At 39.5% G+C, this 13,539-nt stretch carries 10 protein-coding genes; 4 read left to right on the forward strand and 6 right to left on the reverse strand.

Going from position 1 to position 13,539, the window contains the following annotated elements; translation table 11 throughout:
- Window positions 1-353: 353 nt before the first annotated feature.
- From leuC to leuB, 4 genes are all read left to right on the forward strand, one after another.
- Window positions 354-1,763: a 3-isopropylmalate dehydratase large subunit gene (leuC, locus tag HME9304_RS16110; RefSeq protein WP_112379550.1), complete on the forward strand. Its 1,410-nt coding sequence runs from the start codon at window positions 354-356 to the stop codon at window positions 1,761-1,763.
- Between the two features lie 32 nt (window positions 1,764-1,795).
- Window positions 1,796-2,392, forward strand: a complete 597-nt coding sequence (leuD, locus tag HME9304_RS16115; RefSeq protein WP_112379551.1) for a 3-isopropylmalate dehydratase small subunit — start codon at window positions 1,796-1,798, stop codon at window positions 2,390-2,392.
- Between the two features lie 30 nt (window positions 2,393-2,422).
- Window positions 2,423-3,940 carry an alpha-isopropylmalate synthase regulatory domain-containing protein gene (locus HME9304_RS16120; RefSeq protein ID WP_112379552.1) on the forward strand — a complete coding sequence of 506 codons (1,518 nt, stop codon included), beginning with the start codon at window positions 2,423-2,425 and terminating at the stop codon, window positions 3,938-3,940.
- A gap of 229 nt (window positions 3,941-4,169) precedes the next feature.
- Window positions 4,170-5,228, forward strand: a complete 1,059-nt coding sequence (gene leuB, locus HME9304_RS16125) for a 3-isopropylmalate dehydrogenase (protein WP_112379553.1) — start codon at window positions 4,170-4,172, stop codon at window positions 5,226-5,228.
- Between the two features lie 15 nt (window positions 5,229-5,243).
- Here leuB and HME9304_RS16130 read toward each other — a convergent pair whose 3' ends face one another.
- The 6 genes from HME9304_RS16130 to ilvB form a co-directional block, all read right to left on the reverse strand.
- Window positions 5,244-6,512: a serine hydrolase domain-containing protein gene (locus tag HME9304_RS16130; RefSeq protein ID WP_164674863.1), complete on the reverse strand. Its 1,269-nt coding sequence runs from the start codon at window positions 6,510-6,512 to the stop codon at window positions 5,244-5,246.
- A gap of 253 nt (window positions 6,513-6,765) precedes the next feature.
- Window positions 6,766-8,355 (reverse strand): NADP-dependent glyceraldehyde-3-phosphate dehydrogenase, encoded by a 1,590-nt coding sequence (locus HME9304_RS16135; protein ID WP_112379555.1) that lies wholly within the window; start codon window positions 8,353-8,355, stop codon window positions 6,766-6,768.
- Between the two features lie 46 nt (window positions 8,356-8,401).
- On the reverse strand, window positions 8,402-9,667 hold the full coding sequence (gene ilvA / locus HME9304_RS16140; RefSeq protein ID WP_112379556.1) for a threonine ammonia-lyase: 1,266 nt from the start codon (window positions 9,665-9,667) through the stop codon (window positions 8,402-8,404).
- Window positions 9,668-9,723: 56 nt separating this feature from the next.
- Entirely contained in the window at window positions 9,724-11,196 is a 1,473-nt protein-coding gene (gene ilvC / locus HME9304_RS16145; RefSeq protein ID WP_112379557.1) for a ketol-acid reductoisomerase, read from the reverse strand.
- A 22-nt stretch (window positions 11,197-11,218) separates the two neighbouring features.
- A complete protein-coding gene (ilvN, locus tag HME9304_RS16150; protein WP_112379558.1) occupies window positions 11,219-11,746 on the reverse strand; it encodes an acetolactate synthase small subunit in 528 nt (175 codons plus the stop codon).
- A 25-nt stretch (window positions 11,747-11,771) separates the two neighbouring features.
- Entirely contained in the window at window positions 11,772-13,505 is a 1,734-nt protein-coding gene (gene ilvB, locus HME9304_RS16155; RefSeq protein ID WP_112379559.1) for a biosynthetic-type acetolactate synthase large subunit, read from the reverse strand.
- Window positions 13,506-13,539 lie beyond the last annotated feature (34 nt).

The raw sequence follows: 13,539 nt of genomic DNA on the forward strand, positions 1-13,539 counted from the left end.
ATAAAGCTCAACGTTTCCTTAACGTTACAGCTATGTTAAATTGATATGAAACTTGTTAAATTTCAATTAGTTACGTTTAATTAGCTCTAACTCAGTATATAAACTTTCAATGTATTACAGTATTGGAAGTAAACTTTTATCGGGAGTTACTTTTACCATTTAATCAGACAGGTTTTTGACTGATTTTTAATTTAAAAAACAAATATTTTCTTAGTATGAACCCCTAATAAAAATTAGAATTTGTACAAAAGTCTTTTAAAATTGATATTGGACATCGTAATTTTCTAAACAGAATGGATATCTTTTTCTTTCCGTACTTTAAATTTACCAGCTTATAAACTATTGAAATTATCATGAGTAAAACACTATTTGATAAAGTCTGGGACTCACATGTAGTAAAACACATTGAAAAAGGTCCGGATGTCCTTTTTATTGATAGACATTTAGTACATGAGGTCACCAGCCCGGTAGCATTTTTAGGATTGAAAAACAGGAATATCAAAGTATTATATCCTGAACGCACTTTTGCTACGGCCGACCATAATACTCCGACCAGAAATCAACATTTACCCGTTAAGGATAAACTTTCTGCAAATCAATTAAAAGCATTGGAAGAAAATTCCAAGGCACATAACATTCCGTATTGGGGTCTTGGACATGAGAAAAACGGAATAGTACACGTAATTGGACCAGAAAATGGTATTACCCTTCCTGGAGCTACCATAGTTTGTGGAGATTCACATACTTCTACGCACGGAGCGTTCGGGGCAATCGCTTTTGGTATTGGAACCAGCGAAGTTGAGATGGTGCTCTCAACACAATGCATTATGCAGCCTAAAGCAAAAAGTATGCGAATAAACGTTGATGGCGATTTAAATATCGGTGTAACACCAAAAGATGTAGCGCTTTATATTATATCAAAATTGACTACTTCAGGAGCAACAGGATATTTTGTAGAATATTCCGGTAAAGTGTTCAGAGATATGTCCATGGAAGGCCGAATGACAGTCTGCAACCTAAGTATAGAAATGGGCGCACGTGGAGGCATGATAGCACCAGATGAAAAAACCTTTGATTATATAAAAGGAAGGGAATATACACCAAAAGGTGAGGCATGGGACAAAGCAATGAAATACTGGGAAACATTATATTCTGATGAAGATGCCCTTTTTGATAATGAAATCTACTTTAAGGCGAGTGAAATTGAGCCCATGATTACCTACGGTACCAACCCGGGAATGGGGGTGGGAATCCAGAATGGCATTCCGCAAGCCGAAAAAGTCGAAGGTGGTAACGCCACCTATAAAAAATCATTGGCCTATATGAACTTCAACGAAGGAGAAGCAATGATTGGCAAACCAATTGATTTTGTATTCCTAGGTAGTTGTACAAATGGAAGAATTGAAGATTTCAGGGCTTTTGCTTCAATAATAAAAGGAAGAAAAAAGGCGGATAATGTTACCGCATGGCTTGTGCCTGGTTCCCATCGTGTTGAAGAATCCATTAAGACCGAGGGCATTCTTGATATATTAGAAGAGGCAGGTTTTGAGCTCCGTGAGCCTGGTTGTTCAGCTTGCTTGGCCATGAACGATGATAAAATACCTGCTGGAAAATATGCAGTGAGTACTTCCAACAGGAACTTTGAAGGAAGACAGGGTCCAGGCTCGCGTACACTTCTGGCAAGCCCACTTGTAGCCGCTGCTGCGGCCGTAACAGGTAAAGTGACCGACCCAAGGGAGTTGATGCAAATTGAAGTGGTCTAACTTCTAAAATCTAATTTCTAGAATCTAAAAAAATGGCATACGATAAATTTAAAATACTAAAAAGTACGGCGGTTCCCCTACCCATTGAAAATGTGGATACTGACCAAATTATACCCGCACGGTTTTTAAAAGCAATCGAACGAAAAGGATTCGGGGACAATCTTTTTAGGGACTGGCGATACAACCAAGATAATACGCCCAAGGAGAATTTTGTGCTGAACAATCCAATTTACAGTGGCAAAATACTGGTCGGTGGTAAAAATTTTGGTTCAGGCTCTTCCAGGGAACATGCGGCTTGGGCCGTGTACGATTATGGCTTTAGATGTGTGGTATCCAGTTTTTTTGCCGATATTTTCAGGAATAACTGCTTAAACATCGGTGTGCTTCCCGTTCAAGTCAGTGCAGGCTTTCTGGACAAAATTTTTAAGGCGATAGAGAAGAATCCCAATACTGAATTGGAAATAGACCTTCCGTTACAGAAAATCACTATTCTAGAATCAAAGGAGAATGAAAATTTTGTTATAAATGATTACAAAAAACAGAATATGCTCAATGGTTTTGATGATATCGATTATCTGTTGAATATCAAAAAAGATATTGAAGTTTTTGCGGAAAACACTCCGTTGTAGCAATACTTTTGATATAGAACATTCCCAATAATGAAAAAACGCTTTGTTGAAATCATGGACACCACACTCAGGGATGGTGAACAGACTTCTGGAATATCTTTTTCTGCTTCTGAAAAGCTGACACTAGCTAAACTTTTATTGGAAGAACTTCAGGTAGACCGCATAGAAGTTGCATCTGCACGGGTTTCGGATGGAGAATTTAATGCGGTAAAGCATATTACGGAATGGGCAAAATCGGAAGGATACCTTTCCAAGGTTGAAGTATTGACATTCGTGGATAAAGGCGTTTCGCTCGATTGGATGAAAGAGGCAGGTGCGAAAGTTCAAAATTTATTGACTAAGGGATCCCTAAATCATCTTACACATCAACTAAAAAAGACCCCTGAACAACATTTTAAGGATATTGAAGAAGTAATCGTCAAGGCATCGACTTCAGGAATTGCAACTAATGTGTATTTGGAGGACTGGAGCAACGGAATGAGAAATTCTCCTGAATATGTGTTTCAATTTTTGGATTTTCTTACAAAGCAGCCTATAAAACGTATTTTGTTACCCGATACTTTGGGTATTCTCACCTATAAAGAAACTGCTGATTTTCTTCATCAAATTATATCTAGATATCCTAACATTCATTTTGATTTTCATGGCCATAATGATTATGATTTGAGCGTTGCCAACGTAATGGAGGCACTAAAGGCAGGGTGTCATGGATTGCATTTAACAGTAAATGGTATGGGGGAACGTGCAGGTAATGCTCCTCTTGCAAGTGTAGTTGCCGTTATCAATGATTTTGTTCCAGAAGTATCCATTGGAGTAAAAGAATCGTCTCTTTACAAAGTGAGTAAACTTGTTTCAGCATTTACAGGTTTCGGCATTCCGGACAACAAACCCATCGTTGGGGATAATGTTTTTACGCAAACTGCTGGAATACATGCAGATGGAGACAGTAAAAATAATCTTTACTTTAATGATTTACTTCCTGAACGTTTTGGCAGAAAGCGCAAATATGCTTTGGGGAAAACATCTGGAAAAGCAAATATCCAGAAGAATCTTCAAGAACTCGGTTTGACCTTGAACGACGAAGAACTGAAAAAAGTAACGGAACGAATCATAGCGCTTGGTGACAAAAAAGAGCGTGTAACCAAAGATGATCTGCCCTATATAATTTCCGATGTTTTAAACAGTGAATTACATCAACAGCGGGTGTTTGTAAAATCATATGTGCTTACCCATTCCAAGGGACTTAAGCCCTCCACTACCCTTGCTATCGAAATAGATGGAAATTTATATGAAGAAAACGCACAAGGTGATGGACAGTTTGATGCTTTCATCAATGCACTTCAAAAAGTATATCAAAAAGAGGGGATAGCTTTACCCAAATTGGTAGATTATGCCGTTAGGATACCGCCAGGGAGTACATCTGACGCACTTTGCGAAACTATAATAACGTGGCAGACAAAAAAGGATAACTTTACAACCCGTGGGTTGGATTCAGATCAAACGGTGTCTGCAATAAAGGCCACGGAAAAAATGCTGAATTTGATTTAGAAAATAGATATGAGAATTTAGATAAGTGACAAAAAATAATAGGTTTTAGTTTTTAAAAACTGCTTATTCCTATACGACTAGATTAGCATGTATCTATAAACAAAAAGCCGAAAAAAGTATGAGTTAGGGTTATAAAAAATGATAACCAACAAAGCTCGTGCTGAGCAAAGTCGAAGCAAACAACACATATGCTGAACGCAGCCAAAGCAAATAATGAACAAGAAAAATAATGAAACTAAACATAGCCTTATTGGCAGGAGACGGAATTGGACCTGAAGTTATCGACCAAGCCGTAAAAGTATCGGATGCGGTTGCCGCAAAATTCAATCATGAAATCAATTGGGTTTCAGCATTAACGGGTGCCGCGGCCATTGATGCCGTTGGAGAACCATACCCAGATGAAACCCACCAAGCATGTATGGCAGCGGATGCCGTTCTATTTGGTGCCATTGGACATCCTCGCTTTGATAATGATCCTTCTGCAAAAGTACGACCTGAGCAAGGCTTGCTCAAAATGCGACAGGAATTGGGATTGTTCGCCAATGTACGCCCTACATTTACATTTCCATCGTTAATCGATAATTCTCCTCTTAAAAAAGAACGTATTGAAGGTACCGATTTGGTCTTTTTACGTGAATTGACCGGCGGCATATATTTTGGAAAAAGAGGTCGCGAAGATAATGGAGAAACTGCTTTCGATACTTGCACCTACACTCGTAACGAGGTGAAACGCTTGGCAAAAAAAGGATTTGAAATGGCCATGCAACGCTCCAAAAAACTATGTTGTGTGGATAAAGCCAACGTACTGGAAACCTCACGACTGTGGCGAGAAACAGTACAAGCCATGGAAAAAGAGTATCCAGAAGTGGAAGTTTCGTACGAATTTGTAGATGCTGTGGCCATGCGCCTTGTCCAATGGCCCAACTCCTACGATGTCCTGATTACGGAAAACCTCTTTGGTGATATTCTTACGGACGAAGCTTCGGTAATTTCTGGGTCTATGGGATTGATGCCGTCAGCTTCGTTAGGAGAACAGACTTCGTTGTTTGAACCCATCCATGGTTCTTACCCACAGGCTGCCGGAAAAGATATTGCAAATCCCTTGGCTACTGTCCTCTCAGCGGCCATGATGTTTGAAACCGCATTTAACTTAAATAAAGAAGCAGAGGCAATTAAAGCAGTAGTCAACAAATCGTTGGCAGAAGGTATCGTTACCGAAGATTTGGCCAATGGCAGAAAGGCTTACAAAACAAGTGAAGTTGGCGATTGGTTGGTTGAGAATTTGTAATTACGCTAGATTGGGTTATTCGCTAGTAATGCATGTTTCAGTATACACCGTTTCAACAATCTTATATAAGTCCGGTATCACCGTTCGAGCTAATTTTGAATTGCCATTGAGCAATACACAAATGCCCAAATCATTTTCGGGATATAGTGCAATTTCATTTCTGTAATCGTTTACGCTCCCCCCGTGATGCCAAACAGTCTTTATCTGCGGAGAATCATCCTTTTTGAAGGTATGTATGCGCCAACCAAAGCCATAATGCGATTCTATATGGTTTGGCCAGCGTTGGTAATATTTGTTATTGTTCCCTAACTTTATGAAGGGTTTAAAAACCGTTTGGATTGATGCTGGCTCTAGCACATCTGGATTATGCCCTAATAAAAAGCGCATCCATTTGGCCATATCCAAGGCGCTGGCATTGATCCCGCCCGCAACAATAGCATTATAGTATCTATTTTTTAGGGGTAAACTTTTCCAACCGGTTTTTTTTCTGGTATGGGGCAAAGCTACATTATTACTATTGAGCAAGGTATTGTGGTCCATAGAAACGGTTGACATACCCAAAGGACTAAAAAATCTTTTTTGCAACAGGGTCTGGACATCGTTACCGGTAACTTTATAGATTATTTCTTGACTCAGTGCGAACATAGCATTTTGGTAACTGTACATTGTACCGGGTTCGGCAATTGGTGTTACTTCATTGAAGCGTTTGGCAATATTTGCTACGGATACTCCGGCTTCAACTAAATTGGTAAAGCTATGGTAGGGCGTCCCTGAGGTATGGGATAAAATATGGGAAAGTGTTACCTTTTGGGTATTAAGGCTGTCCCCAAATTTAAATTCAGGGATATAATCCAAAACCTTGTCATTGAAACCTAACTCACCTTCAAATTGTAGGCTTGCCGCCAATATACCTGCAAACCCCTTGGACAAAGAACCCAGTCTGAAAATTGTTTTCCCGTCTACATTAGCTTTACCATTGATATTCCGTTTTCCAAAGCCATCAGAAAACAGAATGGAATCACCGTGCACTATACTAACACCAGCCCCTACTATTTCTCCCGAAACAATAGCTTCTTTGAAATATTCTTGCAGAGCAGTCTTTAATTTTTGCTGTCGCAAAAGATATATCTGTATTTCTCTCCCAGTGAAATTACTTTTTTTTGGTTCACTATTATTTTGCGTGTTACCAGTGTCGATTGTTTTGTCAACCCTACCTCCAGCACTTATAATGAAAAACATAACCAGTGCAGACACGCTAAATCCAAAAATTTTAATCCTATTCACAAGTTTAGTATGATTTGTAGCGTTTTTAATATTTTATGAGAAATACCTACAATAGTAACTTGTTAGTGGACTATTTTATTGCATTACAATAAAAACGTCCCTGAATGATAATTCTAGGAGCGTTTTGGTTGTAAACTGTAAATTTACTGATTGATGATTTTTGATTCATTTGTATAAAACCCTTATTGCCGGCTTTTTGTGGTAATTCCAAAAAAACGTTTTGCAACTTTTTTAGCCTCACTGATATGGATTTCTACAAAATATAATCCGTACTTAAAAAATTGCTCACTTTAGCTTCCAGTAATTGTTCAATAGTTTCATTGTTCAACTCATTGTCCTTAAATGCCACGAAAGTCCTTATGGAGAAAGAACGCAATGCGTCATGAACACTTAAGGTAGATTGTGCAGAATCTTTCCTCCCTGTAAAAGGATAAACATCTGGACCTCGTTGACAAGAACTGTTCAAATTCACCCTACATACCAGATTGGCCAATGTGTCTATCAGCGGTGAAAGCGTATATACGTCTTTTCCGAACAAGCTTACCTGCTGACCGTAATTGGATTCCGCCATATCATCCAAAGGTTCTTCTATCTTTTTGAACGGGACAACAGGAATTATTGGGCCAAACTGCTCTTCCTTATACACGCGCATATCCTTTGTAACAGGGTACAGAACGGCGGGCCAGATATAGTTCTCGGACTGTTTCCCTCCTTTTTTATTCTTTATTTTTGCTCCCTTTGCTTTAGCATCATCCAATAGTTCTTTGATATAGGCCGGTTTTCCTGGTTCTGGCAAAGGCGTCAGTTTTACGCCATCGTCCCAAGGATTGCCAAATTTTAAAGCATCTACCTTTTCAGAAAACCGTTTTAAAAATTCCTGCTTCACATCTTCGTGGACATATACTACTTTTAAAGCAGTGCAGCGTTGTCCATTAAAGGAGAGTGTGCCAGCAATACATTCATCTACGGTAAGTTCCAAGTCCGCATCGGGCAGTATAATGGCAGGGTTTTTTGCCTCCAGACCCAATACCAAGCGTAATCTGTTGCTTTTTGGATGTTGGTCCTGTAAAGCGTTTGCGGATTTACTGTTACCTATGAGTGCCAAAACATCAACTTTTCCTGTTTTCATAATTGGAGCCGCAACTACCCTTCCCCTGCCAAAAATTATGTTTACCACACCTTTTGGAAAACTACTTTGGAAGGCTTCCAGTAAGTGGGTAATCAATAACACTCCATGCTTTGCTGGCTTAAAAATAGTTGTGTTGCCCATTATGATAGCTGGAATTAAAAGCGCAAAGGTTTCGTTCAAGGGATAATTGTAAGGCCCCAGACAAAGAACAATTCCCAAAGGACCCCTACGGATATGCGCATAAACTCCATCATTCTTTTGGAACTTTGCGGAATCTCGGTCCAGTTGTTTGTAATCTTCCAGAGTATCGTAGATATATTCCACCGTACGATCGAATTCTTTATAGGAATCAGGCAATGATTTACCAATTTCCCACATTAAAAGCTTTACGACTTCTTCCCTTTTTCGCTCCATTTTCTTCACAAAGGAAGCTATACATTCAATACGGTCTTTTACCTTCATGGTTGGCCAGACACCTTGACCTTTTCCAAAAGCTGTAACTGCGGCATTCAATGCTTCTGAGGCTTCTTTTTCACCCATATCAGGAATACTGCCCAAAACGGTATGTCTATAATCTTTTGTAGAAGAAATTGTTGAAATGACTTCGGTAACATTTCCCTTCCACTCTTTGAGATCCCCATTGACCAGATAATGCCTCTGATGGATTTGTTCCGTAATTTGGAAATTCTCAGGTATTTCTTTCGTATTCTGCATTGTTATATGCGTTTTAATTAAAGTCTGAATAATTTATTAAAAAAAGCTAGACCAAATACTGGAAAAGATCAGGCTTATCGTTCAAATAATCCCCAAAAAAATTATTCGTTTTCATTCGCTCGATCAATGGTTTTAAATCCGCCGAAGATTTCAATTCAATACCGACAACTGCGGGCGCGTTCTCCCTACTTGATTTTTTTGAGTATTCGAAATGTGTGATATCATCGTCCGGACCCAAAATATCGGCCACAAACTCTTTGAGTGCACCAGGTCTTTGCGGAAAACGAATTATAAAATAGTGTTTTAGGTTACTATATAGCAACGCCCTTTCCTTGATTTCCGCCGTACGCGTAATGTCATTGTTACTGCCTCCAATTATGCAAACTATATTTTTTCCACTTATTTCATCCCTAAAATCATCTAATGCCGCAACGGTCAATGCTGCTGCAGGTTCCACCACAATGGCATCCCTATTGTACAAATCCAAAATGGTTTGGCAAACTTTGCCTTCTGGAATAGTTATCATTTTATAAAGATGATCTTTACAAATTGAAAAGGTATATTCCCCAACTTTTTGTACCGCAGCACCATCTACAAACTTATCTATTGTGCGCAGTTTAACGATAGCGCCCTTCTCAATGGACTTTTTCATAGATGGCGCACCAGCTGGTTCAACACCAATAATTTTTGTCTGCGGGGACAGGGCTTTAAAAATTCCACATAACCCTGAAGCCAGACCTCCACCTCCAACCGCTACAAAAACATAATCTATGGGTTTGTCCGACTGATTTATGAGTTCTAGCCCTACAGTGGCCTGCCCTTCAATTGTTTTTGGGTCATCAAAGGGATGTACAAACGTTTTGCCCTCAGCACTACAATTATCCCTCGCCATTTTATTGGCATCGTCAAAGGTATCACCCGTCAGAATTATTTCAATCCATTCTTTACCGAACATCTTAGTTTGTTCAATTTTCTGTTTGGGCGTGACTGTAGGCATATAGATTGTACCCTTTACTCCAAGATGATTGCAGGCAAATGCCACTCCTTGGGCATGGTTTCCCGCACTGGCGCAAACTACTCCCTTTTTCAATTGCTCTTCGGTAAGCGAGCTTATCTTATTGAACGCTCCACGAATTTTATAACTCCGTACCCTGTGCAGGTCTTCCCTTTTTAAAAAGATTGAAGCATCAAATTCTGAAGAATACCGAATACTTTCCATCAGGGGAGTTTCCGTAGCTACCTTTCTAATTGTTTCAGCAGCTTTTTGGATATCTTCTACTTTAGGAAAATAAGTGCTTATGACATTCTTCATTAAATCGTTCGATTTTTACATTGTGTGCACCTCTCTTTTGAAAGGATATGGGTGTACTAAATCGGTTTCATTGCGGTCATTGATTCCCGTAATCTGGTTCCGACTATTTCCACTGGGTGCCCCCTTAATGCTTTATTGACCGCGATGAGCTTACCATTGTCTACGCCGTTATCTTCTCCTTCGCCGTAATGCTTTCCAATGACATCGGTATCGATATTCTTCATAAAATTGTCTAGAAGCGGTTTACAAGCATGGTCGAACAGGTAGCAGCCATATTCAGCCGTGTCCGAAATGACTCGGTTCATTTCAAAAAGCTTTTTTCTGGCGATGGTGTTTGCGATTAATGGGGTTTCGTGCAAAGACTCATAATACGCGGATTCATCAATAATTCCAGATTCCGTCATGGTTTCAAAGGCCAATTCAACTCCAGATTTCACAAAGGCAACCATCAATACGCCATTGTTATAGTATTCCTGTTCTGAAATAGTATCGTCTCCCGCGGGAGTTTTTTCAAAAGCGGTTTCTCCTGTTTCTGCTCTCCATTTCAATAAATTTTTGTCATCGTTCGCCCAATCTTCCATCATGGTTTTGGAAAAATGACCGCTCATAATATCATCCATATGCTTTTGGAACAACGGACGCATGATTTCTTTTAATTCTTCGGCCAAATCAAATGCTCTTATTTTAGCTGGATTGGATAATCTGTCCATCATGTTGGTGATCCCACCCAGTTTTAGTCCTTCGGTAATGGTTTCCCATCCGTATTGGACCAATCTTGAAGCATAACCCGCATCAATCCCTTTTTCCAACATTTTATTGAAGGATAGGATAGAACCTGTTTGCAATAATCCACAGAGAATGGTCTGTTCTCCCATCAAGTCCGATTTGACCTCCGCAACAAAAGAAGACTCCAGTACTCCCGCTTTGTGCCCACCAGTACCTGCAGCATAAGCCTTGGCCTGAGCAAGACCTTTACCTTGCGGGTCGTTCTCTGGATGCACGGCTATCAAGGTTGGCACGCCAAATCCTCTTTTATACTCTTCACGTACCTCCGAACCTGGGCTTTTAGGGGCTACCATGATTACGGTCAAATCTTCCCTTATCTGCATTCCTTCTTCTACAATATTGAAACCGTGTGAATATGAAAGCGTTGCGCCTTTTTTCATAAGCGGCATAACGGTACTTACAACGCTTGTATGTTGTTTGTCCGGGGTAAGATTTATGACCAAATCTGCACTCGGAATCAATTCTTCATAAGTACCTACGGTAAAATTGTTCTCTTTGGCATTTTTATAGGATTGCCTTTTTTCTTTTATAGCAGCATCCCGTAGTGCGTATGAAATATCCAATCCTGAATCCCGCATGTTCAAGCCTTGGTTAAGGCCTTGGGCCCCGCAGCCTACAATTACGATTTTCTTTCCTTTTAAAACGCTTACGCCATCTGCAAATTCACCATTTTCCATAAATCTACATTTCCCCAACTGTGTTAATTTATCCCGAAGCGAAAGTGTGTTAAAGTAATTTGTCATTTTATTTTTTTGGTTTAGTTTATTATTGATTTTGAAATTCTTGTAAAAGATTGGTAATGGGCATTTCAGCTTTACTTACCGCTATCCTGCCAGATCTAACAAATTGCATAATACCGTAAGGTTCAAGAGCATCGTGCATTTCATCTATTTCGTTTCTTCTGCCTGTTTTGGAAATAACGAAAAAGTCCCTAGCAACAGTCACAATTTGAGAATTGCTCTCTTTTATAATATTTTGGATTTGTCTTTCATCAAAAAGTAAATCCGATTTTATTTTGAACAATGCGGATTCTTGATAAATGGTTTCATCATCTATATGGTAATAGGCTTTGATGACTTCGACCTGTTTTTCAATTTGCCCAACAATCTTTCTCGTCCATTCTTCTGTAGTAAAAACTACAATCGTAAATTTTGAAACACCTTCGATTTCTGATTTTGAAACATTTAAACCTTCTATATTAATGTGACGCTTTAAGAATATTCCTGATATTCTATTGAGAAGACCAACATTATTTTCTGAATAAACCGATATGGTATACCATTGCTTTTCCATGTTTTGTAATCGTAATTATTGTCAATTATTTTAGTCTGATATCAGATACAGATGCCCCCGAAGGAATCATAGGGAATACATTATCTTCTTTTTCGACCTTTACTTCTAAAAAGTAGGGGTCTTTGGAAGCTATCATTTCTTCAACTGCATCTTTAAGTGCTGCCCGTTCTGATACCCTATTTGATTTAATATGATAGCCCTCCGCAATTTTTACAAAGTCAGGATTTACCATTACTGTTGAAGCATATCTGCTCTCAAAAAAAAGTTCTTGCCACTGGCGTACCATACCCAAGTGGTCATTGTTTAGAACAACGATTTTTACGGGCACATTATGTTGAAAAATGACACCAAGTTCCTGAATTGTCATTTGATAGCCCCCATCTCCGATTATGGCCACGACTTCACGGTCCATAGCCCCCATTTTTGCCCCTATTGCTGCTGGCAATGCAAAACCCATTGTTCCCAATCCACCAGAAGTAATGTTGCTCTTGGATTGTTTGAACTTGGCATATCTGCAAGCAACCATCTGGTGCTGCCCCACATCGGTTACGATGACCGCTTTATTTTCTGATGCGATATTGATTTGTTCGATTACCTCGCCCATGGTAAGTCCTTCCTTAGAAGGTGTTATATCGTTCTTAATGACGGTATCATATTCAATTTGATATTTTTTATCGAACTCCGCTTTCCATGTTGCATGGTCGTTTTCTTTGATCATGGGCAGTAACAAATTCAAAGTTTGCTTGGCATTGCCCAATACAGCCACGTGAGCTTTTACATTTTTATTAATTTCCGCAGGGTCAATTTCAAAATGAACAACTTTTGCTTGCTTGGCATAGGTATCCAAACTGCCCGTGACCCTATCGTCAAAACGCATACCTATAGCTACCAGCACATCGCATTCGTTTGTCAGCACGTTTGGTCCATAATTTCCATGCATGCCTACCATACCCACATTTAACGGATGATCTGTAGGTATTGCAGATTCACCCATAATGGTCCATGCTGCAGGAATACCAGCTTTCTCGATCAGTTTTTTCAATTCGGCTTCTGCCTCTCCCAAAATAATACCTTGACCCCAGACAATGTAGGGTTTTTTAGCATCATTGATAAGTTTTGCAGCTGCTTCTATCGATTTTAAATCTGGTTTGGGATAAGGTTTATAGCTTCGCACTCCAGTACATTTTTCATAGACAAAATCCAACTCATCAAACTGCGCGTTCTTTGTAATGTCTATCAAAACCGGACCTGGCCTTCCAGACTTGGCAATATAAAATGCTTTTGCCATTATTTTGGGTATCTCACTGGCTCTGGTAATTTGATAGTTCCATTTTGTAACAGGAGTTGAAATTCCTACAATATCGGTTTCTTGAAAGGCATCAGATCCAAGCAGGTGCCTAGCAACTTGACCTGTTATGCATACAATTGGAGTCGAATCAATCTGGGCGTCTGCCAATCCAGTTACCAAATTGGTAGCTCCTGGCCCAGAAGTGGCCATGGCCACCCCTACTTTTCCACTGACCCTCGCATAGCCCTGTGCAGCATGTGTAGCACCTTGCTCGTGTCTTGCCAATATATGCGTTAGTTTATCTTGGAATTTATAAAGTTCATCGTAAACAGGCATAATTGCTCCTCCTGGATATCCGTAGATCAAGTCTACCCCTTCTTCCAATAAACAATGGATTATAGCTTCGGCCCCACTTATTTTTATAGTGGAATTATTTTTATGTTTTTTCTTTAGTGCTTTTACTGTTTCCATAAGCCTCTCCCCCGACCCCTTCAATCAAAAAGAA

This window comes from Flagellimonas maritima, from assembly GCF_003269425.1.
Classification (GTDB): Bacteria; Bacteroidota; Bacteroidia; order Flavobacteriales; family Flavobacteriaceae; genus Flagellimonas; species Flagellimonas maritima.

Coding starts and splice junctions, on each gene's coding strand:
- leuB (WP_112379553.1), top strand. CDS start 4,170: ATGAAACTAAACATAGCCTTATTGGCAGGAGACGGAATTGGACCTGAA.
- ilvC (WP_112379557.1), bottom strand. CDS start 11,196: ATGACAAATTACTTTAACACACTTTCGCTTCGGGATAAATTAACACAG.
- ilvB (WP_112379559.1), bottom strand. CDS start 13,505: ATGGAAACAGTAAAAGCACTAAAGAAAAAACATAAAAATAATTCCACT.
- leuD (WP_112379551.1), top strand. CDS start 1,796: ATGGCATACGATAAATTTAAAATACTAAAAAGTACGGCGGTTCCCCTA.
- HME9304_RS16135 (WP_112379555.1), bottom strand. CDS start 8,355: ATGCAGAATACGAAAGAAATACCTGAGAATTTCCAAATTACGGAACAA.
- HME9304_RS16120 (WP_112379552.1), top strand. CDS start 2,423: ATGAAAAAACGCTTTGTTGAAATCATGGACACCACACTCAGGGATGGT.
- ilvN (WP_112379558.1), bottom strand. CDS start 11,746: ATGGAAAAGCAATGGTATACCATATCGGTTTATTCAGAAAATAATGTT.
- leuC (WP_112379550.1), top strand. CDS start 354: ATGAGTAAAACACTATTTGATAAAGTCTGGGACTCACATGTAGTAAAA.
- ilvA (WP_112379556.1), bottom strand. CDS start 9,667: ATGAAGAATGTCATAAGCACTTATTTTCCTAAAGTAGAAGATATCCAA.